Source organism: Azoarcus sp. KH32C, from assembly GCF_000349945.1.
In the GTDB taxonomy this organism is placed as follows: Bacteria; Pseudomonadota; Gammaproteobacteria; order Burkholderiales; family Rhodocyclaceae; genus Aromatoleum.
The window spans coordinates 446,325-468,193 of record NC_020516.1; the positions used below are offsets into that span (position 1 = coordinate 446,325).

Below are 21,869 nucleotides of genomic sequence, written 5' to 3' on the forward strand. Positions count from 1 at the left end.
GCTTACGCGCCGCCCGAGCAGCCGCAGCCGCCTCCGCCGCCACCGCATCCGCCACCGGTCGGTGCGGGCGGCGCCGATGCTTCGGTCGCATGGAGCTGGACCGTGAAGTCGATGACGACGCCCTCGACGCTGCGCGAGACGTAGTTGATGCCGATCTGCGCGCCGTAGCGCTGGCGGATCTGACCGAGCAGCGGCAGCGGGTCGTGATCGTTGACGAAACGCATCGTTTCGCCATCTTCGAGCGACTCGAGTGCGCCGAAGATCGCGGCGTGGCGGAAGCGCTTGGCGACGCCGCGGGCGTCGAAGGGATGGACGGTGTTGTCGAAGACGGGCAATTCGCAGCTCATGGGTGTTTCCTGTCGGGTCTCTCGGATGATTGGGGTCGGGGTCGCGACAGTGGGATCCTAGGGGCGCCGGCTATCCAATTCCTTGAGCCAGGACAATTTTCGGAAATTGACGGGACCGCTGTTGTGCGACGTCGTCCGGTCAGGCGCCTTCCGCCCTATGACGTTGTGCGGATAGCATTACATTGTGTTACCGTTTGCACGCGCGCGGGATAGCGCTGAATGGGGCGGGAATGGTTTCATGCGGGCGAAGACAATTCGGATGCCGGATGATCGGGGGCGCCGTCCTGCTCGCCGCGTCGAGATGGATTCCCGCGGCCGATGACAAGCGCCCCGTGATTCTTGCGATCGATGCGGAATTCGGCGTGCCGGCGGCGACGTCGGCGCAGGCGATCCAGCGCGGCGCCGAGATCGCCGCGGCGGAGATCAATGCCGCGGGCGGCGTGCTCCCGGGGCGTTCGCTGGAGATCGCGATCCGCAACAACAACTCGATGCCGGCGCGTGCCCGCGACAACCTCACGGAATTGGCCGCGCACCCGGACGTCGTCGCGGTGATGTCCGGCAAGCACAGCCCCGTTGCGCAGCAGCTGATCCCGCTGATCCACGAACTGGGTATGCCCTATCTCGTACCGTGGGCCGCTGCGGACGACATCACCGACAATCGCCATCAGCCGAATTTCGTATTCCGTCTGTCCTTGAGAGACAGCTGGGCGATGGCTGCGCTGATTGGGCGTGCCGAGGCGCGAGGCTATCGCCGGCTCGGCCTGTTGATCCCGAACAACGGCTGGGGGCGCAGCAATCTCGCCGCGATCGAGGGGCAGCTCGCCGGGTCCAAGCGTCTAGCGCTGGTGTCGCGGCAATCGTACAACATGGGCCATCCGTACTTGCACGAGCAGTACGAGGCATTGCTGAAGGATCGTGCGGATGTCGTCATCCTCGTCGGCAACGAGCTCGAGGGCGTTGCGGTGGTCGAGGAGATTTCCGGCCACCTGCCGGCCGATCGCCTGCCCGTGCTGTCGCATTGGGGCGTCACCGGCGGAGAGTTCTTCGAGCGTACCGGCGACGCGTTGAAGAAGGTCGATTTCTCGGTCGTGCAGACCTACAGCTTCATCGACGCGAAGGGCGAACGCGTGCGGCGCATCGTGGAGCAGCTGCGTGCGCGCTGGGGTGTCGCGAGTGCGCGCGAGATCGATTCGCCGGTCGGCGTGGCCCAGGCCTACGACCTGACGCACTTGCTGGCGCTGGCCGTGCGCCAGGCCGGGAGCACCGATCGCGCCGCGGTGCGTGCGGCGCTCGAGCAGATTCCCGAGTACGCCGGGCTGATCCGCCATTACCGTCGGCCGTTCACGCCGGCGCGCCACGACGCGCTCGATGCGTCGCAGGTCTTCGTCGCTCGCTATGCACCCGACGGAGCGATCGTGCGCGTCGCCAAATGACCGGTCGCCCGGCGCATGCCTGACGCTCACCCCTTCTTCCGTTGGCGCCTCGGCCTGCGGGGCCGTTACACCCTTTACAGCGCCGCGCTCACGACGCTCGTGGTGCTGGCGCTGACGGCGCTCTCCTACCTCAATGCGCGCGAGCTCGTGCGCGCCGCGACCGAGAAGCAGTTGCAGCAGACGGCGGCACAACTTGCCGACCATATCGGCCGCAGCATCATGATCGGCGCCCGCGAAGTCGTCACGCTGGCCGACCAGCCGCTCTTCGCGAATGCGATGCTCGACTCCGAGGGGCGCAACACCTACCTCGGACCCTTCCTCGCGCGCCACGAGCTGCCGGTGAAGATGGAATACAACCTCGTGCTCGTCGATTACCGCGGCGAGCCGCTCGTCTCCCGGCGGGCCCTGACGAGCTACGCCAATGAGGATTGGCTGGTCTCGGCGGTCGAGCAGGGCGAAACCCACACCGCCCTCGTACAGCACGACGGGGACGCCTGGCTGCGCATCGCCGTGCCCATCCTCTATCGGCTGACCGGCACGCACGAAGGGGCGCTCGTCTTCGAAACGAACCTCACGCAGTGGCTGGACGAACCGACCTCGCCGTTCGCCGAACTCGGCGGCGGGCTGGCCCGCGTGGAATTGCTGGCGGGCGAGGTGCCGATCGTCAGCCGGATCCGCAACGCGCCGCCCGAGCAGGTCGCGATGTCGGCGCCGATCGCAACCGAACTGCCGCTGCATCCGGGGCTCTCGGTCAGGGTCGCGATGGATGAAGCGGCGTTCGAGGCGCCGCTCGAAGCCTTGCTCGGCAAGCACTTGTGGTGGGGGATGCTGGCGGTCGTGCTCGTCGCCGCGGCAAGTGCAATCGTGGCGCGGGCGCAGACCCACCGCATCGAGGATCTCGCCGACGATGCCCGCGCGATCGCGCAGAACGGCGAGAGGCGGCATGCGCTGACGGCGGGGCGCTTCGGCAACGACGAAATCGGTGACCTCGCGAACAGCCTGATGACGCTGCTGGGCGAATTGAAATCGCATGAAGGCGAGCTCGAGGCGTTGGTCGAGCAGCGCACGGCGGAGCTGGCCGCACGCGAAGCGGACCTCAACCACGCACAGTCGATTGCCCGCGTCGGAAGCTGGGTGTTCCATCCCGATGTCGGCCAGTTCGAGCTTTCGGCGCAAGCGCGCAGCATCTGCGGGGTGCCCGACGGGCAGATGCTGCGCTTCGAAGACCTTCTACGGATGGTCCATCCGGAAGACCGCGAGCTGATGACCCAGGCCTGGCGCGCGGGCCTGGAAGGCAGCCACTACAATCACGAGCACCGCTTGCTTGTCGGAGGGGAGACGCGCTGGGTGCACGCGCAGGCGGAATCCAACTTCGACGCCGGAGGCCGCCTCGTGCGCAGCGTCGGCACGCTGCAGGACGTGACCCTGCGCCGTCAGACCGAAGCGCGCATGCGCGAGGCGCTGGCGGTGTTCGAGGCCTCCTCGCAGGGCATCATGACCACCGACGCACGCGGGGTCATCGTGTCCGTTAATCCGGCGTTCTGCCGCATCACCGGCTACACCGTGGGCGAAGTGGTCGGACGCACGCCGTCGGTCTTGCGTTCCGGTCGCCACGACCAGGCCTTCTACCACGCGATGTGGTCGCGCCTGCTCGACGACGGCCAGTGGGAGGGCGAAGTCTGGAACCGGCGCCGGTCGGGCGAGGTGTACCCCGAATGGCTGACGATTTCGGCGGTGCGCGATGTCGCCGGCCGCGTCGTCGAATTCGTTGCGCTCTTCAGCGACATCTCCGAGCGCAAGGAGCACGAGGAGGTGATCTGGCGGCAGGCGAACTTCGATGCGTTGACCGGGCTCGCGAACCGCAGCCTGCTGCATGACAGGATGGAACTCGCGCTGCTGCAGCAGCGGCGCGCCGGTCAGAAGATGGGCCTGCTCTTCCTCGACCTCGACGGCTTCAAGTGGGTCAACGACACGCTCGGCCACAACGTCGGCGACGAACTGCTGATCGAGGTCGCCCAGCGCCTGAAGGGCTGCGTGCGCGAGCACGACACCGTCGCTCGCCTGGGGGGCGACGAGTTCACGATCGTCGTCACCGGCCTGCACGATGCCGACGTGCTGCGCTCGATCGGCGAGAAGATCCTCGACGTGCTGCGCGAGCCCTTCACGCTCGGCGGCGGTTCGCATCACATCTCGTGCAGCGTCGGCATCACGGTGTTCCCCGACGACGGCGGGGACGTCCAGATCCTGCTGCGCAACGCCGACATCGCGATGTACAAGTCGAAGCAGGCGGGCAAGAACCGCTTGCACTTCTACGCACCGCAGATGCAGGCCGACGTCGCTGCCCATCTGGAGATGCAGGCCGAGCTGCGCAAGGCGATCGCCGCCGAAGCCTTCGTGCTCGAATACCAGCCGATCATCGATGCCGGCAGCGGCGAGCTTGCCGGTGCCGAGGCCTTGATCCGCTGGGAGCATACGGAACGCGGACGCATTCCTCCGGCTCAGTTCATCCCGGTCGCCGAGGAGTGCGGGCTGATCGTCGCAATCGGCGAATGGGCGCTGCGGGCGGCAGCGCGGCAATGGCGGAGCTGGTACGACGCGGGCGCCCGGGACTTGCGCCTCGCGGTCAACGTCTCGGGCATGCAATTCCGCGACGCGAGCCTGCCGCCGCTGGTCGCGGAGGTCATCCGCGAGTGGGGCATCGTGCGCGGAGCCTTGGTGCTGGAAATCTGCGAATCGGTGCTGATGGATGGCAGCGTCCAGGCGCAGGCGCGGATGCGCGAGATCAAGGAGCAGGGGATCGGCTACGCGCTGGACGACTTCGGCACCGGCTTCTCGTCACTGTCCTATCTCAAGCGTTTTCCGGTGGACGTGGTCAAGATCGACCGCAGCTTCGTCAGCGGCTGCCCGGACGACCGCAACGACGCGCACTTGGTCGAGGCGATCATCAACATGACCCACAGTCTCGGTCTGAAGGTCGTTGCCGAGGGGGTCGAGACCGAGGCGCAGAGGGCGTTCCTGCGCGCGCTCGGCTGCGACCAGCTGCAGGGCTACCTCATCGGGAGGCCGATGTCGGCCGAGGCCTTCCTGCGGCTGATCGAAGCGCGTGCCGCGAGGGCGGCAAGCGTCAGCCCGGATACTCGAAGCGAACCCGCTTGACGTTGCACAGCAATTCGTACGAGATCGTGCCCGCGGCCTCGGCGATGCGGTTCACGGGGATGTTGTTGCCCCACAGTTCGACGCGGCTGCCGATGCCCGCCTGCGGCAGGTCGGTGAGGTCGACGGTGAGCATGTCCATCGACACGCGGCCGATAAGCCGCGTGCGGATGCCGTCGACGGCGACCGGGGTGCCGTTCGGCACGGTGCGCGGATAGCCGTCGGCGTAACCCATCGCGACGAGTCCGACGCGTGTCGGACGGTCGGCGCTGAAGCGTGCGCCATAGCCGAGCGGAGCGCCTTGCGGGATCTCGCGCACGGCAATGATGCTGCTTTCGAGCGTCATCACTGGCCGCAGCGGGTTGGGTGCGCCGGGCATCGGGTCGGCGCCGTAGAGCAGGATGCCGGGGCGCGCCCAGTCGCGATGCGCCGCGGGCCAGCCGAGGATCGCGCCGGAGTTGGCGAGACTGCGCGGACCGGGAATCTCGCGCGTTGCAGCGTCGAAGGCGACGATCTGCTCGGTGGTCGAGATCACGTCCGGCTCGTCGGCACGCGCGAAGTGGGTCATCAGCGTGATGTTGCCGACCTTGCCGCAGTCCTTCAGGCGTTGCCACGCGGGAAGCATCTCGTGCGGCAGGAAGCCCGCGCGGTTCATCCCGCTGTTCATCTTCAGCCACACCTCGATCGGCAGCGCCGGGTGAGCATGGTCGATCATGCGGATCTGCTCGGCGTGATGCACGACGATCCACAGGTCGTGGCGGACGACCTCGTCGAGCTCTTCGCCCGAGAAGACGCCTTCGAGGAGCAGGATCGGCTGGTCGATGCCGGCCGCGCGCAGTTCGAGCGCTTCCTCGAGGAAGGCGACGGCGAAGCCGTCCGCCTCGGGCGCGAGCGCCCGGGCACAGGGAATGGCGCCGTGGCCATAGGCATTTGCCTTGACAACGGCAAGGGCCCGGCCGCCGTGTCGGCTGCGGGCGAGGAGGTAGTTGTGACGCAGGGCGTCGAGGTCGATCAGGGCGCGGGCGGGTCTCATGCGGCAGGAGAGAGGTTAAGGCCTTGTGAGCGGGAAGCTGCTACTTTGCCATAACGCGCGAGCCCCAGGTCTTGATGACGAATCGCTGGCTGGTGTCCGGTGACGAGGTCGGCCATCAGCTGGCCGGAGCCGCAGGCCATGGTCCAGCCGAGGGTGCCGTGGCCGGTGCTGACGAAGAGGTCGGGGTAGGCGGTTGCGCCAACCACCGGGGTGCCGTCCGGCGTCATCGGGCGCAGGCCGGTCCAGAATTCCGCCTTCGGCACGTCGCCGCCGCCCGGGAAGAGGTCGCTGACGACCATCTCCAGCGTTTCGCGGCGGCGCGGGTTGAGCGCCAGGTCGAACCCGCCGAGCTCGGCCATGCCGCCGACGCGGATGCGGTCCGCGAAGCGCGTGATCGCGATCTTGTAAGTTTCGTCGAGCACGGTCGATACCGGGGCGGCCGCGGCGTCGATGAGCGGCACGGTCAGCGAGTAGCCCTTCAGCGGATACACGGGCAGGTCGAGGCCGAGCGGCGCGAGCATCTGGCGCGAGTAGCTGCCGAGCGCGAGCACATAGCGGTCGGCGGCGAGCACTTCGTTGCCGACCTGCACGCCGATCACGTCGCCGCCGCCGACCATCACTTCGCGGATGTCCTGGCCGTAGCGGAACTCGACGCCCAGTTCGCGCGCCTTCTCGGCGAGGCGCGTCGTGAAGAGATGGCAGTCGCCGGTCTCGTCGTTGGGGAGGCGCAAGCCGCCCGCCAGCTTGTGGCTGACGCGGGCGAGCGCCGGTTCGACGCGTCCGAGTTGGTCGCGGTCGAGCAGCTCGTAGGGCACGCCGCATTCTTCCAGGACCTGGATGTCGCGCGCGGCGGCGTCGACCTGGGCCTGGCTGCGAAAGAGCTGGAGCGTGCCGAGGGTGCGTTCCTCGTACTGGATGCCGGTATCGGCGCGCAGCGCGCGCAGGCAGTCACGGCTGTACTCGGACAGCCGCATCATGCGTTCCTTGTTCACCGCATAGCGGTCGGCGGTGCAGTTGCGCAGCATCTGCGCCATCCAGCGCAGCTGGAAGAGGCTGCCGTCGGGGCGGATCGACAGCGGCGAGTGGCGCTGGAAGAGCCACTTCATCGCTTTCAGCGGAATGCCGGGCGCGGCCCACGGAGTCGAGTAGCCGGGCGACACCTGGCCGGCGTTGGCGTAGCTGGTCTCGAGTGCCGAGCCGGGCTGGCGGTCGATGACGGTGACCTTCGCGCCGCGCCGGGCAAGGTACCAGGCGGTGGTGGTGCCGACGACGCCGCTGCCGAGGACGAGAACGCGCATGACTGACTCCGATGATCCGATCTATTGAATATCGCCAGTTTAGGCACTATAAAGCAGTGATTTTCACTAAAATAAAACCGTTAATTGGTGAAAAAAATGATTCGCCGGGGCAATTCCCGGCTGGAGGAGTGAAATGCGCGAACTGGACCGGATTGACCGGCGAATCCTCGATCTGCTGCAGAAAGACGGCCGCCTTTCGATGACCGACCTGGCGCACAAGGTGGGGCTATCAGCCACGCCCTGCACCGAGCGCGTGAAGCGCCTCGAACGCGACGGCGTGATCACCGGCTACCATGCGCGCGTCAGTCCTCAGGCGCTCGGCAAGAACCTGCTCGTCTTCGTCGAGATCAAGCTGTCGGCGAAGTCCGGCGAAGTCTTCGACCGCGTGAAGAAGGAGCTGCTCTTCGTGCCCGAGGTGATGGAGTGCCACCTCGTGTCGGGCGACTTCGATTACCTCGTGAAGGCGCGCATCACCGAGATGGGCGAGTACCGGCGTCTGCTCGGCAACATCCTGCTCAAGCTGCCGTCGGCGGTCGAGTCGCGCAGCTACGTGGTGATGGAGGAGATCAAGGAGACGCTCTACATCCCGGCCGAGTGATGCGGCCAGCACAGAGTCGTTTTCAGATCATGCCCGGGATCTCGGGGCGGAAGAGGGTGTCGGGGAGCGGCAGGTCGAATTCGACGTCTTCGATGTAGGAGCGGCCGATGTAGCGTCCGCCTGCGAAGTGATGCTCGACGGCGGCATAGCGTCGTCCGTCAACGTTGCGGAAATCCTCGTAGATCGTGCCGAAGACCATCTCGCTGCCGTTCTCGGCGGCCAGGATGCCGCGCGAGCGCCGGATCAGGCCCGACTCCGGGTCGACTTCGACGACGAGTTTCAGGCCGCCCGACAGGGGGAGCTCGATGAAATGCAGGCGGCCTTCGCCGATCGCGTGCTCGCCGCCGTCGCGCAAGGTCTCCCGTGCTGCAAGCAGGTTCCACGGCAGGGCCACGCGTGCCGCCTGCAGCAACAGGGCGCCGCGAAAAATCTCGCTCATCGGCTTGTTGCGCTGCCAGGCCCGCGCGCCGTCCACGATGCGGACCTCGGTGCCTTCCGGGTAACGGATCTCGATGCGGAAGCGTTCGGGACCCCGGTAGGCGCGGATCAGCGTCCCTTCTCCCTGCATCTGCGAGATCGTGCGGCCGCGCTGCATGATGCTCGCCGGCGGCGTGACGTTGCCGTAGGCCTGCTCGATGCGCGCGAGCAGGGGAGCGAGATCCTCCGCGGCGGCCGTGCTTGCCCAGTGCAGCACGGTCGTCAGGGCAAGCAAGACGCCCAGCAGTTGCCTCAGGGGGAACGCCGGGCGCATGGGTTCATTCCTTCTTCCAGCGGTCGTGGCCGATGAATTCCTGCCAGCTCAGGTAACCGTCGTGGTTAGTGTCGAGCCGGTCGAAATTCTCCGCGACATAGGTCAGGCGCCCCTCCACCTCGGCTTTCGATAGCCGCCCGTCCTTGTCCGCATCGGCGCCGTCGAAACGGGCGACCGCCTTCTCCCGCGCTGCGCGCCCCAGATCACCGACGTGATCCTGCCGTTCGAGCGAAGGGATCAGCGTCTGGGCAGTGGCGCTGCAGGCGGCGCCGAGCAGCAGCGCGCAGAGGGTGGCGGTCGCGACGCGCTGGCAGGGGATGGGGAGGCGGAGGTGCGAAATCTTCATCGGGTTCGAAGCGGTTGGCGGTGCCGGTGGGAAAGGAAATGTTCCGCCAATTCGTGCGCACAGGCAATCAAAAAAACAGTAGTCCGGAAAGGGTTGTTCATGCTGCAGCGCCAGATGTTCCACTGTGGAACAGCCTGTATCGGCACAAAAGTGTCGAGGTGTTTCAAAGCGGATCAATGAAGCAAGGAAATTCGAAGACAAAAGCGCCCAAAACCCGTGGAAAAGCCGCTAAACCGTGCTTTACGTGCGATTGGCCCGGAGTTTGCAATGACCGCCCCAAGCCCCGCCGGCAGGCGTGGCTGCGCGCACGTATCGCCGCCTTCCGAGGCATGCGACGCAGGCGATCGAGACAGAAATAGGCATCAAACCAAAGGCCAAGGAGGCAAAACAAGATGAAATCTCGTGCGAAAACCGGGGTGTTCCAGCGGACGGTACTCGCCAGCGCGCTGTGCGTGCTCGGCCTGGGTCAAGCCCATGCGGTGAGCTTCACCCAAGGCGATTCGACGATCGACATCAACGGCACGATCAACGGTTTCTATTCGAACCGCACGTCGGAAAGTGGTGGCGTGAAGACCACGAATTCCGCACTGACCAACGGGCTGCTGCCGGGCTGGATCAACTTCGTGTTCACGACCAAGGCCGAAGGTCTGGACATCAAGGCGCACGTCGGCTTCGCGCCCGGCATCAACGACAAGTCGGACGTCGTCGGCCTGCCGACCAACCCGGGTTGCGGCGGCGCGACCGGCTGCGACAGCCCGTTCTCGCAGATCGACACGCGTAACCTGTACTTCCAGTTCGGTTCGAGCGACTGGGGCACGATCAAGCTCGGCCGCGACATCGGTCTCTTCGGCCAGAAGATCATCCTGTCCGACATGACCCTGCTCGGCCTGGGCGGCAACAGCTACGCCGCGACGCCGTTCAACACCACCTTCGGCATGATCGGCCACGGCTACATGTACACCGGCTTCCAGCCGCAGATCACCTACACGACCCCGACGATGGGCGGCTTGTCGGCTGCGATCGGCGTCTTCGATCCGAACCGCTTCGCCGGCGACGAGACGAAGGATCCCGGCGTGCAGGGCATGGTCAATTACGACTGGAAGGGCGGCAACATGAGCGCCTCGCTGTGGGGCGGTTTCGTGCATCAGACGACCAGCGGCTCCGGCAGCTTCGACGCCAATGGCTACGAGCTCGGCGCCAAGTTCGGCATCGGCGACTTTGAGGCGGTGGCCTACGGCTTCGACGCGAAGGGTCTCGGCCTGTCGACGGTCGGCGCGCTGTACTTCTCGCCGTTCGAGAAGACCAAGGGCAAGGGCTACTTCGTCCAGGGCACCTACAAGTTCGGCAAGACCAAGGTCGGCATCAACTACGGCCAGAACCGCGACACCGACGGCCTGCTGACGGACGACAACAAGTTCAAGTCGATGACCGTGGGCGTGTATCACTCGCTCAACAAGTACATCACGCTGGTCGGCGAGTTCAACCGCGAGCGTGGCACGGGTAGCGACGTCTTCCCGGGCGACCTGAAGACCCGCACCATTTCCCTGGGCGGCATCATCTTCTTCTAAGCCAGAAGCGTTAACGCAGCAACCCGAGGACGGGCTCAGAGTTTGAGCTCGTCCTCGATTAGTTTTTGATAGACGAAAGCGGTCAGCGCGACTTGGTCCCCTGGAGCATGGTCGACGAACTGGACGCCGTGCGTGAAGCGCGAGCGGCCGTCGACGGGCGCATTGTCGAGCTGGATGCCGCGGACGATGCCCTTCAGCGTCAGGAGTTGTTCGATGCCGCTGATCGGCGCCTTGAACTTCACGACGATTTCGTCGCTTTTCTGGCCGAGCTGATTTTCGGCCAGCAGCGAACAGCCGCCGGTGCTGAGGTCTGACAGGATCGCGGCCGCCGAAGGCGAATTGCGGCTCTGCACCGCTGCGATCACGCGAACCTTCACGCGCGCGTCGCGCCGGACCATCACCGCTTCCACTTCCGCCGGGTAGGACAGGTGCAGGTGCGGATAGGGGACGTTCGTGACCTTGATGATGGTCGCCGGGAATGCATACGCGTTCTTGCCCGAGAACATCCGTGCGATGAAGCTTTGTCCTTCACGCATCATCAGGAACTTGCCGTCCCGCATCGGTGCGGTGACGATGATGCTCTTTCCCTTCAGATAGCCGATCAGCGAGACCGCGAGGCGCATGTTGCCGCCGTCGAACTGCGCCTGCAGCTGGATCGTGTCTCCGACCGCGAGGCGGGTTTCGTCGAGCAGCTTGCGTTCGGTGCGCTGCTCGCTCGCCGCGGGCTGGGGGGCAGGCGCAGGAGGCGGACTGGCGGGCGCGGGCTGCCGCGGGGGCGCTGCGGCTTCGCGATAGAGTCCGCGCGCGAGCAGCGTCCGGATCTGCTGTTCCGATTCGAACTCTCCACCCTTGTCGAGCACCAGCTTGCCGTCGCGATCGTAAACGGCCCACGGCACGGGTTGTTCGACATACAGATCCAGCGGGTCAACGGGCGCGAAATACATCGGCGGCAGGGGTTTTGGTGAGTCGCAATGGGAGGCGATGGTAACGCGTGTGCATGTTCCGGACAATGCCATATTGATGGGGCGTCGGATTGCTGGAGCGTCGCCTTCCGGGCGGTTTTTCCGCCTGTCGTCGGCGGCGCCAAACTCCGCGGCGGGCGCCGTGTCTACGTGGTCACATTCCGGTAATATTGCGCACCTTCCGTGGGGATGCGGGTGCATGTCCGGAAGGGTGCCTGCGGAGTTGTGATGCGTGTCAGAAGATTGTTCAAGCCGCTGGCGATCCTCGCCGGCTGTCTGCTCTATGCCGTGCCGGACTGGCTCACGGACGAATTCGGTTCGGTGACGATCGACCAGGTGCTCTACCACCTGCGTTTCGGAACGGAAGGCCTTCTGACCACCGATCCCGAGCTCGTGCGCCGGGCGCTGTGGCGTGGTCTGGCCTTGCCGCTCGCCCTCGCGCTGGTGCTGTGGGGGCTCGACGAGTGGGTCAATCACCTGCGGGCCCATCCCGAAAAATGGCCGGTGCCCTGGCTGCGCGCGGCGATGACGTCGCTACGCAACGGGCTGACACGAGTCGGGCGCTGGGGCATGCGCGTCTTCACGCACGGCGCGCCGCGGGCGATCCCGCTGATCGTTCTCGGTGCGGGCGTCGCCTACTTCATCGACAGCTTCTCGCTCGCGAGCTACGTGCGCGCCTACTTCGGCGAGGATTACTTTTCCGGTTCGTACGTCGATCCGCGGCGCGTCGCGCTCGTGAAGGGCAAGGAGCAGCCGAAGAACCTGATCCTGATCTACGTCGAGAGCCTCGAGAACACCTATTCCGATCCGGCGCTGTTCGGGCACGATCTATTGCACCGCCTGACGGCCCTGAAGGCGAAGGGGCGTGCGATTTCCTTCGATAACTATCACCAGATGATGGGCGCGCACTTCACGATCGCCGGCATCGTCGGCACGCAATGCGGTCTGCCGTTGAAGTCGGTCGCGCTCTTCGGCGGCAACGCGCAGGGCGAGCAGGTCGAAAGCTTTCTGCCGCGGGCGCGCTGCCTCGGCGACATCCTCGCGGGCGAGGGCTATACGAACATCTTCCTGAACGGGTCGAGCCTCGCCTTCGCCGGCGTCGGCAAGTTCTTCCACGACCATCACTACAGCAAGGTGATGGGCCGCGAGGAATGGATCCGCGCGGGCGAGCGTCCGGAGCTGATGAGCGGCTGGGGCCTGCACGACGACGACCTCTTCCGTCGCGCACGGAGCGAACTCGACACGCTGATGAAGTCGCGCAAGCCCTTCAACCTCACGATACTCACGATCGACACGCACCATCCCTACGGCCATCTGTCGCAGCTGTGCGAGCGCCAAGGCTATAGCGACTTCGAAGGCATCGTGGAGTGCACGGCCGGGCAGGTCGCGGACTTCATCGACTACGTGGCCTCGCGCGGCTGGCTCGACCGGACCGCGATCGTCGTGCAGGGCGACCATCTGGCGATGGGCAACACCTCCTACGACAAGTTGATCACCAATCCGAACCGGCGCGTGTTCAACCTGCTGGTCGGCGGGGACAAGCACCTCGTGAAGAACACCGAAGACGTCACGCACTTCGACATGCTGCCGACGATTCTCGACCTGATCGGCCTGAATGTGCAGGGCGATCGCGCCGGTCTCGGTTACTCGGGGATCGGCCCGGTGACGGCGGCCCGTCCGGCCGACCGCATCGCGAAGATGACGCAGCAGTTGGGCAACTATAGCGCGGCGTATCGCGCGCTGTGGGAGTCGTCGCCGATTCCCGACGGTGACCTGCACGGCGGCGAGACGACGGCCGTGGCGCCGCCACAGCAGCCGCCGGCGCGCGTGCTGCCGCCGCCCGTGGCGGTCCGCCCCGACGCGCCGCGCACCCAGTAAGTCCTGCCGATGTCATTCGCCGTCGGGCGTTTGATCCATGTCAATTTCGTTTTGATTTGTCATTTTGATGAGGGTCTAGAGGCCCTAGAATAGGGCTTCCTGGCCGCTTTGACGTACGCCGAAGGGAATAAGCGGACGGCCGACGGAGAGCGTATCGCCGACAGTCCGATTCTCATCAAGACAGACAATGTTCCTCTCGTCCGTGAAGGCAAGAATGCTGGCGTTGCTCGCGGTGGCGGTGACCGCCAGCGTGGTGATTGCTGTCGGCTCGACCAGCGCGCCGAAGCAGATGACCGAGCGCTTCCGGCTTGCCGGCGTGGGAGCCTGAGCCATGTTCACGATCGATTGGACGCCGGATCTGGAGGTCGGGGTCGCGGAGATCGACGAGGACCACCGCGTCATGGTCGCGATGCTCAATCGTATAATGAAGGCAGGCGGCCGCCACGAGACGACGCAGGCGGTTCTGGAGGAACTCGGGCGTTACACGCTGCACCACTTCGAGCGGGAAGAGCGCTTGATGGTGGAGTGCCGCTACGAGTTCGCCGACTTGCACCGGCGCGAGCATCGCGCCTTGTACGACGAGATCCGGCACCAGATCGACGATCTGATCGCCCGCGAGCGCAGGCTTTCGGAGCTTGCGAAGTTCATGCAGCGTTGGCTGCTGAGACACATCGTTGCCGAGGATCGGCTGTTGGCGCTGGCCATTCGGCGTCATCGCGAGACGCAGGTAACGGCCGAGTCCGAGGATTGAGGGCGCGTCCTGGCCGGCTTGCCTATACTGGGGCAGGCTCCGGTCTGCGGGAGGTTCATCGTGCGCAGCGCGCTTTTGCTGGCAGGACAGTTCGTCATCCTGAGCTTGGCGGGCCCCTGCCTCGCGCAGGACGTCGATTGCCGCGCTTGCCACGGTCCCGAGCCCCGGCCCGAGGGGGCGGCGGATTTTTCAGCGTATTACATCGAAGGCGCACGTCACCATCCGGTCGGCGTCCCCGTGCCGGCAGGTGGCGGATACGTCTTGCCGCAGCGCGCAGCCGACGGCACGGCCTTCTTCGACAGCAATGGCGACGGGCTGCTCGACATCGACGAGTTGCGCCTGTCGTCGAGCGGTACGGTGGAGTGCCTGAGCTGCCATCGCGAGCACGAGGGGGCGCAGGAAGTCGCGGGGCCTGCGGCCTATCTGCGGCGGGACAATCGCGACAGCGCGCTGTGCCGCGTGTGCCACCACCTTTGATGCGTCTTAGAGGTCCGCTGAACGGTTGATTTCGACGGTGACGTGCACGAGCTCGGCATGCTCCGCGAGCGCGCCGCGCACCGTTGCCGGCGTGATCACCGGATCGTCGCTGACAAGGCCGATGATCACCGAGAAGCTGTTGCGGCCGACGCGCCACACGTGCAGGTCGATGACCTGCGGCGGCGCCTGCCAGGCCGGATGGCCCCCGAGCGTTGCGCGGATCTCGGCGACGATCGGGTGATCCATCTCGTGGTCGAGCAGCACTTTGCCGGTGTCGCGGATCAGGCCCTGGGACCAGCGTGCGACGAGCACCGCACCGACGAGGCCCATCACGGGGTCCAGCCAGTTCCAGCCGAAGAGCATGCCGCCCAGCAGGGCGACGATCGCGAGCACCGATGTGGCCGCATCGACGACTACATGAAGATAGGCAGCGCGCAGGTTCAGGTCGTGGTGGTGCGCGTCCTCGTGGGAGTGGTGATGGTGCGTGTGATGGGCGTGGCCGTGGTGATCATGGTCGTGATGGTGCCCATGGTCGTGTCCATGCTGGCCAGCGCGGGCGAGGATCAGCGCGCAGACGAGGTTGACGATCAGGCCGACCACGGCGACGACGATGGCCTCGGTAAAGCGGATCGGCTGCGGTGCAAGCAGCCGTTCGACCGAGCCCACCACCATCGCGAGCGCGACGCCGATCAGGAAGATCGCGCTCGCGAAGCCCGCGAGGATTTCGATCTTCCAGGTGCCGAAGGCGAAGCGCGGGTCGCTCGCATAGCGCCGCGCGGCGGCGTAGGCGAGGGCCGACAGGCCGATCGCGAGCGCGTGCGAGCTCATGTGCCAGCCGTCGGCGAGCAGCGCCATCGAGTTGTACCACCAGCCGGCGAGGATCTCGACGACCATCGTCACGGCGGTGATCGCCATCACCAGGCGCGTGCCTTTTTCAGCCGCGAGGTTGCCGGTGTCGAAAACGTGCGGTTGCTGAAAATTGTTCGGGGTCGCGCTCATCGTCGTGTTCACGGCAGGCCTTACAGGTAGCGAGTGATCTGTTTCAGATCGCGGATCGCTTCGGCCGGGTCCTTGCGTCCTTCGGCCGCGGCGTGGTCGAGGCAGTGGTCGATGTGGTCGTGCACGAGCGTCTTCTTGGCGCTCGCGACCGCGCTTTCGACGGCCTGCAACTGTTGTGCGATCTCGATGCACGGGCGACCCGCCTCGAGCATCGTGATGATGCTGCGCAGGTGCCCTTCGGCCCGTTTCAGGCGCTTGATGATGTCCGGGTGGGAAGTGTGCTCGCTCATGGCGATTATCCTATCCTGGGGGAGGGGATACGGCAAGCGAAACGCGGATGCTCAAGGGACTGCCACGACGCGTGGCGTCATGGCGTCGGGGCGCAATGCACGGCGAGCCACACGGTTGCGGGGCCGGTCGATTCGACGCGGTGACGGCAATGGGCGGGGATCGTGATCCAGTCGCCGGCGCGCATCTTATGTTGCCGTCCGTCGTCGAAGGCGAGCACGGCCTCGCCCTGCACGACCATCACCCATTCGGCCTGCGGCTGGTCGTACCAGAAGCCTTCGGGGCTCGCGTGGCCGTGCGAGACGATGCGCTCGATGCGCGCACCGGGCAGGTCGAGCAAGGTCTCGAAGACTTCCTCGGGGGCGGGGACGGCCAGTGGGCGAAGGAGGTTTCCGTGATCGGGCATGGCGGGTTCCGGCGGCGAAGGCGGTACAAGGATAGACGGCATCGGTCGGATCGGCGAGGTGGTGGGGGAAAGCGCCGATTGGGTGGGGCATATCGCCCGGCCGGCGGGGCGAAACGGGCGAGCCTCCGGCCGTCGCGTGTCTGAGTGGATTGCGAATCCCTTGGGAACCGGGCGATTCGGCGCTGCGAGACCGGCGCCGGCGTTTCTGGCATGCGCCATGCATTGATTCAGTCAAGTGGGAATAAATCCCACGAAACATGCTGCCCACCGGTTCGTCCGCGCGGCGACATGTCCTCAATCCGACTGGAGAGAAATCATGACGACCACAACTGACAGGATTCGCCTCGAACTTTTCGCCGTTGCCCTCGCGGCGTGCGTGGGGGCCGGCAACGCGCTCGCCGACTGGGGGGGCGACGATCTGAACGTGTCCGGCGTGAAGCTGCGCGGCGACGGGACCGTCGACGACACGCAGCCCGGCGCGGGCGTGGGAGGGGTGAAGGTGCGCGGCGACGGTACGGTCGACGATGGCGTGCGGCACGGAGGCCTCACGAAGATGGAGCGTCAGGGGCGCCGCGAGCGCGGCGAGCGGGTCGAAAAGGCTGAACGCCTGCAGAAGCCTGAGCGCCCGGAAAAGGCCGAACGCCTACAGCGCCTCGAGCGCCCCGAAAAGCTTGAGCGCATCCAGCGGCCCGAGCGCGTCGAGCGTCCGGAACGCGAGGACCGCGGCGGCTGAGTGCAGGCAAGGCGGTGGCCGGAAAGGCGCGGCCGCCGCGCGGCTCAGGCGGCGTTCTTCTTCAGGTCGACGAGCGGCACGATGCCGGGGATGTCGATGTGCGGGCGGTCGGGTTCGGCCTCGGTGAGCGGCTCGCAGGGCTTGAGCGTGGCGAGGCTGCGGCGCGCGAGGTCGTGGTAGGTGGTGGTGCCGTCGACCTTCCAGCTCATCTCCTGCGCGGTGAGCGGGCGCACGACCTTCGCCGGCATGCCCGCGACGAGCACCTGCGGCGGGATCTCCATGCCGGCCTTGACGAAGGCGCTGGCAGCGACGATGGCCGATTCGCCGATCACGGCGTTGTCCATCACGACGGCGTTCATGCCGACGAGCGCGTTGCGGCCGACGCGGCAGCCGTGCAGCACGGCGCCGTGGCCGATGTGGCCGTCCTCGCCGACGACGGTGTCCATGTTGGGGAAGCCGTGCATCACGCAGCAGTCCTGCACGTTGCTGCCGGCTTCGAGGATGATGCGGCCGAAGTCGCCGCGCAGGCTCGCGAGCGGCGCGACGTAGCAGCGCGGGCCGATGTGGACGTCGCCGATCAGCACGGCGTCGGGATGGACGTAGGCGCTCGGATGGACGACGGGGCGCAGGCCGTCGATTTCGTAGCAGGGCATGGGATCTCTCGTAGGGGCTGGGAGTGCGTCGGTGCGCAGTTCAGGCCCGAACCACCAGGTTCCGGCCGTTCTGCTTGGCGTGGTAAAGGGCGTCGTCGGCGCGCTCGACGAGCACGTGCGGCGACGGGGTGTCGGGATCGAACTGGGCGACGCCGAAGCTCGCGGTGACCGGGATCGGCTCGGCGCAACCTGTCACCGGTTCGGCGGCGATCAGCGCGCGGGCCCGTTCGGCCCACACGGCGGCGCTCGTCTTGTCGGTGCCGGGCAGGATCACGAGGAACTCCTCGCCGCCCCAGCGGCAGAAGATGTCGATCTCGCGCACGCTGCTCCGGACCTTGTCCGCGACGGCCTGCAGCACGCGGTCGCCGCAGGCGTGACCGTAGTTGTCGTTGATCGGCTTGAAGCCGTCCAGGTCGAAGAGCACGACCGACATCGGATGGCCGAAGCGCAGGCAGCGGCCGATCTCGGTCTTGAGCGTCGCATCGGCGAAGCGCCGGTTGTGGATGCCGGTCAGCGCGTCGTAGGTCGCGGCGCGCGAGAGTTCCTCGATCAGGCGCGCGCGCTCGGAAATGTCGCGCACGACGGCCGTCATCTCCATTTCGTTGCCGACACGGATCTTCGAGATCGCCACTTCGATCGGGAACTCGGTGCCGTCGGCGCGCAGCCCGCGCACCGTGGCGCGGGACTCCATCGGACGCGCATTGACGGGCGAGTCGCGGAAGCTCGCGAGGTGATCGCCATGCTGTTCGCGGAAGCGCATGGGCATGAAGCGGGTGAGCTGGGTGCCGACGACCTCTTCGCCCGTGACGCCGAAGATGTAGCGCGCGGCCTCGTTCATCAGCTTGATGGTCTGCTTTTCGTCGACGGTGATCACGCCGTCGTAGGCGCTCTCGACGACGGCCTCGAAGCGCTGGCGGACGATTTCGAGCTGATGTTCAAGCTGCTTGCGCTCGGTGATCTCGATCAGCGTCGCGATCACGCGCGTGGTTGCGCCGTCCCCGGCGAGCACCGGCGAGGCCACCAGGCGCCACCAGTGGCTCTCGCCGCCGCGCTCGACGACCAGCTCCGCCTCCTGTGCGCCCTGCACCGTCTGGCAGTGTGCGATGCAGGTGCGCAGCGACTTCTCCAGGTAGCGTGGCAGGAATTCGGTCAGCGGCCGGTCGATGCATTCGGCGACGGGACGGTGGCTGATCTGCTCGAAGCGCGAATTCGCCGTGACCAGCACCGCGCCCTTCGCGCTGTCCTTCAGGTCGAAGATCGCGAAGGCGGCGCCGATGGTTTCGAGCGAGGCGGAAAGGGTCTTGTGGTTGCCGGTGATGAACATCTGCGGTCTCGGTTTCGGCCGGGCGGCGGATTCCCGCGGGGTGGCGTACTCCGCGGGCCGCACGACCGCGACCGGGTCAGTCGATGTGGTAACGCCGCTGCACGACGCGGAAGCGGTTCGCGACGAAGGCGCTGTCGGAGTAGCTGGCGTTGGCGGCCGGGTTCATGCCGACTCCATGATAGTCGGAGAAGCCCGCTGACTGGTTAACGAAGACGCCCCCCGTCAGGTTGATCGACAGTGCGACACCCGCGCGCCACGTGGCTTCGGTCATCGCGTCGATGACGTCGGGCTTGGTCGAATAGACGCCGACGGTGAGCGCGCCATGCTCGCGCACGATGCGTTCGGACAGGGCAATCGCCGCGGCGCCGTCAGCGACCCGGACGACGAAGCTGATCGGGCCGAAGCGCTCTTCCATATAGCTCTTCTCGTCGGCGGCGTCGCAGGCGAGCAGGAGCGGGCTGCGGACCTCGGCCCGCGGGAATTCGGCGTGCTCGATCTTCGTCGAGGGGCGCACGACGCGGCCGTATTCGACGGCTTCGGCGATGCGGGTGAGCGTGTCGGGCGACTGGATCGCGCCGAGTACCGCGGTGGCGACGGCCGGGTCGGCGAGGAACTTGTCGATAGCCGCGGCGAGATCCGCGCAGACTTCGTCGTAGCTCTTGTGCCCCTGGTCGGTGTCGATGCCGCCGGCGGGGACGAGGATCGCCTGCGTCGTCGTGCACATCTGGCCCGAATACAGGCACAGCGTGAAGGCGAGATTGCGCAGCATCGCCTTGTAGTTATCGGTCGATTCGATGACGACGTTGTTCACGCCGGCGAGCTCGGCATAGACCTGCGCCTGGCGGGCGTTGTCGATCAGCCACTGGCCGAAGGTGTTGCCGCCGGTGAAGTCGATCGATTTGACGGCCGGATGGGTCGCGAGCTTCTGCGTCGCGTCGCGCTTGTCGAAGGCAGCGAGCGTGACGAGGTTCGGGTCGAGGCCCGCCTCGGCAAGCACTTCGCGTGCGATGCGCACCGTGATGGCCGCGGGCAGGATCGCGTTGCCGTGCGGTTTGACGATCACCGGGTTGCCGGTCGCGAGCGCGGCGAAGAGGCCGGGATAGGTGTTCCAGGTCGGGAAGGTGCCGCAGCCGATCACGAGCGCGACGCCGCGGCCGACGATCTCGAAGTGCTTCTGCATCTTCAGCGGCGGGTTCTTGCCCTGGGGCTTTTCCCAGACGGTCTCGGCCGGCACGGCCTTCATCGCGTCCCATGCGTAGGCGAGCGCTTCGAGGCCGCGGTCCTGCGCGTGCGGGCCGCCGGCCTGGAAGGCCATCATCCAGCCCTGGCCCGTGGTCAGCATCACCGCGTGGGCGATCTCGAAGCTTCTCTTGTTCAGGCGTTCGAGGATCTCCATGCACACGCCGGCGCGGCCCTGCGCGCCGATGCGCTGCCAAGCCGGCATCGCGGCTTGCGCCGCGGCGATCAGCGCCTCGGCATCGCACACCGGATAGCGCACGCCCAACTCGACGCCGTAGGGCGAGCGCTCGGTGGCCATCCAGCCGGTCTGGCCCGGCTGGCCGAGCTCGAACTCGCGGCCGAAGCAGGCTTCGACGGCTTTGCGGCCATCGTCCTGGGCGGTTTCGCCGTAGATCTTGGGGCTGGGCATCTCGGGGTAGGGCGTCCAATAGCCGCGGGTATGGATGGCCTGGACGGCGGCTTCGAGCGTGCCGTGATGCTTGTCGAACAGCTGCGCGGGCGTGACTGACATGGGTGTCTCCTCTGGTGGCGGGCGGATTTCTGCGAACCCGTGGGGAAGTGTTTCGACTTGAAACGGCCGTGTTGCGCCGCGGAAACCTGTCAAGCAAAAAGTAGTTGTTTTTTGATCTGGATCAAGCTTACTATTGATTGACCGGTCGGTCAAACAACGCGGCGGCTATAAAAGCGAGATGCGACCGGTCAGCCGACTGAAGGTCTAGAAACCTTCCGGGCCGAACAAACCAAGGGATTTCTGCAGAGGCGGCAGCCTGTGCAGAGGTCGCAACAGGAGGAGACGCATGAGCAGCCAGCTGGGCAGTACCGAATGGGGCATGCAGGGCGAGACGATTCGCCTGGAAGTGATCGACGGCGTCGCGACGCTGACGCTGAACCGGCCGGATCGGTTGAATTCCTTCACGACGCAGATGCACGAAGAAGTGCGTGCGGCGCTGGCCAAGGTGAAGGAGGGGCGTGCGACGGGCGTCGTGCGGGTGCTGGTGCTTACTGGCGCGGGGCGCGGTTTCTGTGCGGGACAGGATCTGGCGGACCGCGCGGTCGCGCCGGGCGCTGCGCCGGTCGATCTGGGCGAATCGGTCGAGAAGAACTACAAGCCGCTGGTGCTCGCGCTGCGCAGCCTGGAGTTGCCGGTGATCGCTGCGGTCAATGGTGTCGCAGCCGGTGCCGGCGCGAGCCTCGCGCTCGCCTGCGATCTGGTGTTCGCGGCGCGCTCGGCGAGCTTCATCCAGTCCTTCAGCAAGCTCGGCGTCGTGCCGGACACCGGCGGCAGCTGGATTCTGCCGCGTCTCGTGGGCCCGGCCCGCGCGATGGGCATGGCACTCTTGGGCGAGAAGCTCTCCGCCGAACAGGCCGAGGCCTGGGGGTTGATCTGGAAGTGCGTCGATGACGAGGCGCTGATGCCGACGGTGCAGCAGGTCGCCGCCGGTCTCGCGAAAGGGCCGACCTTCGGTTACGCGAAGACCAAGCAGGCGCTGTGGGCGAGCTCGACGAACGACTTCGAGACCCAGCTCAATCTCGAGCGCGACTTGATGACGGTGTGCGGCCAGTCGAACGACTACCGCGAAGGGGTCGCCGCCTTCATCGAAAAGCGCACGCCTCGGTTCAAGGGGGACTGAG

At 66.4% G+C, this 21,869-nt stretch carries 22 protein-coding genes; 9 read left to right on the forward strand and 13 right to left on the reverse strand.

Features of this window, described 5'->3' with window-relative positions; all coding sequences use genetic code 11:
* Positions 1-2: 2 nt before the first annotated feature.
* A complete protein-coding gene (locus AZKH_RS01920) occupies positions 3-347 on the reverse strand; it encodes a DUF2249 domain-containing protein (RefSeq protein WP_015434043.1) in 345 nt (114 codons plus the stop codon).
* A gap of 266 nt (positions 348-613) precedes the next feature.
* On the opposite strand from AZKH_RS01920, the gene AZKH_RS01925 reads away from it, so the two are divergent.
* Both AZKH_RS01925 and AZKH_RS01930 read left to right on the forward strand, forming a co-directional pair.
* Positions 614-1,780: an ABC transporter substrate-binding protein gene (locus tag AZKH_RS01925; RefSeq protein ID WP_015434044.1), complete on the forward strand. Its 1,167-nt coding sequence runs from the start codon at positions 614-616 to the stop codon at positions 1,778-1,780.
* A gap of 15 nt (positions 1,781-1,795) precedes the next feature.
* Positions 1,796-4,936, forward strand: a complete 3,141-nt coding sequence (locus tag AZKH_RS01930; RefSeq protein WP_015434045.1) for a bifunctional diguanylate cyclase/phosphodiesterase — start codon at positions 1,796-1,798, stop codon at positions 4,934-4,936.
* On the opposite strand, the gene alr is transcribed toward AZKH_RS01930, so the two are convergent.
* A complete protein-coding gene (gene alr, locus AZKH_RS01935; protein ID WP_015434046.1) occupies positions 4,905-5,966 on the reverse strand; it encodes an alanine racemase in 1,062 nt (353 codons plus the stop codon). The two genes, AZKH_RS01930 and alr, sit on opposite strands and share 32 nt — an antisense overlap.
* Positions 5,963-7,264: a D-amino acid dehydrogenase gene (locus AZKH_RS01940; protein ID WP_015434047.1), complete on the reverse strand. Its 1,302-nt coding sequence runs from the start codon at positions 7,262-7,264 to the stop codon at positions 5,963-5,965. The genes alr and AZKH_RS01940 overlap by 4 nt, the downstream gene beginning before the upstream one ends.
* 133 nt (positions 7,265-7,397) lie before the next feature.
* On the opposite strand from AZKH_RS01940, the gene AZKH_RS01945 reads away from it, so the two are divergent.
* Positions 7,398-7,862 (forward strand): winged helix-turn-helix transcriptional regulator, encoded by a 465-nt coding sequence (locus tag AZKH_RS01945; protein ID WP_015434048.1) that lies wholly within the window; start codon positions 7,398-7,400, stop codon positions 7,860-7,862.
* 22 nt (positions 7,863-7,884) lie between these two features.
* Here the strand turns inward: AZKH_RS01945 and AZKH_RS01950 are convergent, their stop codons facing one another.
* Positions 7,885-8,613: a hypothetical protein gene (locus AZKH_RS01950; RefSeq protein ID WP_015434049.1), complete on the reverse strand. Its 729-nt coding sequence runs from the start codon at positions 8,611-8,613 to the stop codon at positions 7,885-7,887.
* Positions 8,614-8,617: 4 nt separating this feature from the next.
* A complete protein-coding gene (locus AZKH_RS01955) occupies positions 8,618-8,959 on the reverse strand; it encodes an EF-hand domain-containing protein (RefSeq protein WP_015434050.1) in 342 nt (113 codons plus the stop codon).
* Positions 8,960-9,351: 392 nt separating this feature from the next.
* Here AZKH_RS01955 and AZKH_RS01960 point away from each other — a divergent pair, with 392 nt between their 5' ends.
* Complete coding sequence (locus AZKH_RS01960; protein ID WP_015434051.1) at positions 9,352-10,527, forward strand: porin; 1,176 nt, start codon at positions 9,352-9,354, stop codon at positions 10,525-10,527.
* A gap of 35 nt (positions 10,528-10,562) precedes the next feature.
* Here the strand turns inward: AZKH_RS01960 and AZKH_RS01965 are convergent, their stop codons facing one another.
* On the reverse strand, positions 10,563-11,423 hold the full coding sequence (locus AZKH_RS01965; protein WP_172642449.1) for a flagellar brake protein: 861 nt from the start codon (positions 11,421-11,423) through the stop codon (positions 10,563-10,565).
* A gap of 294 nt (positions 11,424-11,717) precedes the next feature.
* Here AZKH_RS01965 and AZKH_RS01970 point away from each other — a divergent pair, with 294 nt between their 5' ends.
* Complete coding sequence (locus tag AZKH_RS01970; protein ID WP_015434053.1) at positions 11,718-13,367, forward strand: sulfatase-like hydrolase/transferase; 1,650 nt, start codon at positions 11,718-11,720, stop codon at positions 13,365-13,367.
* Between the two features lie 84 nt (positions 13,368-13,451).
* Here the strand turns inward: AZKH_RS01970 and AZKH_RS01975 are convergent, their stop codons facing one another.
* Positions 13,452-13,700: a hypothetical protein gene (locus AZKH_RS01975; protein WP_015434054.1), complete on the reverse strand. Its 249-nt coding sequence runs from the start codon at positions 13,698-13,700 to the stop codon at positions 13,452-13,454.
* Between AZKH_RS01975 and AZKH_RS01980 the strand changes: the two genes are divergently transcribed.
* Together AZKH_RS01980 and AZKH_RS01985 are read left to right on the forward strand one after the other, a co-directional pair.
* Positions 13,699-14,118 carry a bacteriohemerythrin gene (locus AZKH_RS01980; RefSeq protein ID WP_015434055.1) on the forward strand — a complete coding sequence of 140 codons (420 nt, stop codon included), beginning with the start codon at positions 13,699-13,701 and terminating at the stop codon, positions 14,116-14,118. The genes AZKH_RS01975 and AZKH_RS01980 overlap by 2 nt on opposite strands.
* Positions 14,119-14,178: 60 nt before the next feature.
* Positions 14,179-14,595: a hypothetical protein gene (locus AZKH_RS01985; protein ID WP_015434056.1), complete on the forward strand. Its 417-nt coding sequence runs from the start codon at positions 14,179-14,181 to the stop codon at positions 14,593-14,595.
* A 6-nt stretch (positions 14,596-14,601) separates the two neighbouring features.
* Here AZKH_RS01985 and dmeF read toward each other — a convergent pair whose 3' ends face one another.
* From dmeF to AZKH_RS02000, 3 genes are all read right to left on the reverse strand, one after another.
* Positions 14,602-15,594, reverse strand: coding sequence for a CDF family Co(II)/Ni(II) efflux transporter DmeF (gene dmeF, locus AZKH_RS01990; RefSeq protein WP_015434057.1), 993 nt, complete (start codon positions 15,592-15,594; stop codon positions 14,602-14,604).
* A 20-nt stretch (positions 15,595-15,614) separates the two neighbouring features.
* Complete coding sequence (locus AZKH_RS01995; protein WP_015434058.1) at positions 15,615-15,884, reverse strand: metal-sensing transcriptional repressor; 270 nt, start codon at positions 15,882-15,884, stop codon at positions 15,615-15,617.
* A 77-nt stretch (positions 15,885-15,961) separates the two neighbouring features.
* Positions 15,962-16,288, reverse strand: coding sequence for a cupin domain-containing protein (locus AZKH_RS02000; protein WP_015434059.1), 327 nt, complete (start codon positions 16,286-16,288; stop codon positions 15,962-15,964).
* A 316-nt stretch (positions 16,289-16,604) separates the two neighbouring features.
* Here AZKH_RS02000 and AZKH_RS02005 point away from each other — a divergent pair, with 316 nt between their 5' ends.
* On the forward strand, positions 16,605-17,021 hold the full coding sequence (locus AZKH_RS02005) for a hypothetical protein (RefSeq protein WP_015434060.1): 417 nt from the start codon (positions 16,605-16,607) through the stop codon (positions 17,019-17,021).
* A gap of 44 nt (positions 17,022-17,065) precedes the next feature.
* On the opposite strand, the gene paaY is transcribed toward AZKH_RS02005, so the two are convergent.
* The 3 genes from paaY to paaN form a co-directional block, all read right to left on the reverse strand.
* Entirely contained in the window at positions 17,066-17,674 is a 609-nt protein-coding gene (gene paaY, locus AZKH_RS02010) for a phenylacetic acid degradation protein PaaY (RefSeq protein ID WP_015434061.1), read from the reverse strand.
* 40 nt (positions 17,675-17,714) lie between these two features.
* A complete protein-coding gene (locus tag AZKH_RS02015; RefSeq protein WP_015434062.1) occupies positions 17,715-18,998 on the reverse strand; it encodes a sensor domain-containing diguanylate cyclase in 1,284 nt (427 codons plus the stop codon).
* Between the two features lie 76 nt (positions 18,999-19,074).
* Positions 19,075-20,748 carry a phenylacetic acid degradation protein PaaN gene (gene paaN / locus AZKH_RS02020; RefSeq protein ID WP_015434063.1) on the reverse strand — a complete coding sequence of 558 codons (1,674 nt, stop codon included), beginning with the start codon at positions 20,746-20,748 and terminating at the stop codon, positions 19,075-19,077.
* A gap of 286 nt (positions 20,749-21,034) precedes the next feature.
* Between paaN and paaG the strand changes: the two genes are divergently transcribed.
* On the forward strand, positions 21,035-21,868 hold the full coding sequence (gene paaG, locus AZKH_RS02025; protein WP_015434064.1) for a 2-(1,2-epoxy-1,2-dihydrophenyl)acetyl-CoA isomerase PaaG: 834 nt from the start codon (positions 21,035-21,037) through the stop codon (positions 21,866-21,868).
* The last annotated feature ends 1 nt before the right edge of the window (position 21,869 follow it).

What these genes read in the sequence shown, in the direction of transcription:
- AZKH_RS01920 (WP_015434043.1), bottom strand. Translation starts at nt 347, where the DNA reads ATGAGCTGCGAATTGCCCGTCTTCGACAACACCGTCCATCCCTTCGAC.
- AZKH_RS01925 (WP_015434044.1), top strand. Translation starts at nt 614, where the DNA reads ATGATCGGGGGCGCCGTCCTGCTCGCCGCGTCGAGATGGATTCCCGCG.
- AZKH_RS01930 (WP_015434045.1), top strand. Translation starts at nt 1,796, where the DNA reads ATGCCTGACGCTCACCCCTTCTTCCGTTGGCGCCTCGGCCTGCGGGGC.
- alr (WP_015434046.1), bottom strand. Translation starts at nt 5,966, where the DNA reads ATGAGACCCGCCCGCGCCCTGATCGACCTCGACGCCCTGCGTCACAAC.
- AZKH_RS01940 (WP_015434047.1), bottom strand. Translation starts at nt 7,264, where the DNA reads ATGCGCGTTCTCGTCCTCGGCAGCGGCGTCGTCGGCACCACCACCGCC.
- AZKH_RS01945 (WP_015434048.1), top strand. Translation starts at nt 7,398, where the DNA reads ATGCGCGAACTGGACCGGATTGACCGGCGAATCCTCGATCTGCTGCAG.
- AZKH_RS01950 (WP_015434049.1), bottom strand. Translation starts at nt 8,613, where the DNA reads ATGCGCCCGGCGTTCCCCCTGAGGCAACTGCTGGGCGTCTTGCTTGCC.
- AZKH_RS01955 (WP_015434050.1), bottom strand. Translation starts at nt 8,959, where the DNA reads ATGAAGATTTCGCACCTCCGCCTCCCCATCCCCTGCCAGCGCGTCGCG.
- AZKH_RS01960 (WP_015434051.1), top strand. Translation starts at nt 9,352, where the DNA reads ATGAAATCTCGTGCGAAAACCGGGGTGTTCCAGCGGACGGTACTCGCC.
- AZKH_RS01970 (WP_015434053.1), top strand. Translation starts at nt 11,718, where the DNA reads ATGCGTGTCAGAAGATTGTTCAAGCCGCTGGCGATCCTCGCCGGCTGT.
- AZKH_RS01980 (WP_015434055.1), top strand. Translation starts at nt 13,699, where the DNA reads ATGTTCACGATCGATTGGACGCCGGATCTGGAGGTCGGGGTCGCGGAG.
- AZKH_RS01975 (WP_015434054.1), bottom strand. Translation starts at nt 13,700, where the DNA reads ATGGCTCAGGCTCCCACGCCGGCAAGCCGGAAGCGCTCGGTCATCTGC.
- dmeF (WP_015434057.1), bottom strand. Translation starts at nt 15,594, where the DNA reads ATGAGCGCGACCCCGAACAATTTTCAGCAACCGCACGTTTTCGACACC.
- AZKH_RS01995 (WP_015434058.1), bottom strand. Translation starts at nt 15,884, where the DNA reads ATGAGCGAGCACACTTCCCACCCGGACATCATCAAGCGCCTGAAACGG.
- AZKH_RS02000 (WP_015434059.1), bottom strand. Translation starts at nt 16,288, where the DNA reads ATGCCCGATCACGGAAACCTCCTTCGCCCACTGGCCGTCCCCGCCCCC.
- AZKH_RS02005 (WP_015434060.1), top strand. Translation starts at nt 16,605, where the DNA reads ATGACGACCACAACTGACAGGATTCGCCTCGAACTTTTCGCCGTTGCC.
- paaY (WP_015434061.1), bottom strand. Translation starts at nt 17,674, where the DNA reads ATGCCCTGCTACGAAATCGACGGCCTGCGCCCCGTCGTCCATCCGAGC.
- AZKH_RS02015 (WP_015434062.1), bottom strand. Translation starts at nt 18,998, where the DNA reads ATGTTCATCACCGGCAACCACAAGACCCTTTCCGCCTCGCTCGAAACC.
- paaN (WP_015434063.1), bottom strand. Translation starts at nt 20,748, where the DNA reads ATGTCAGTCACGCCCGCGCAGCTGTTCGACAAGCATCACGGCACGCTC.
- paaG (WP_015434064.1), top strand. Translation starts at nt 21,035, where the DNA reads ATGAGCAGCCAGCTGGGCAGTACCGAATGGGGCATGCAGGGCGAGACG.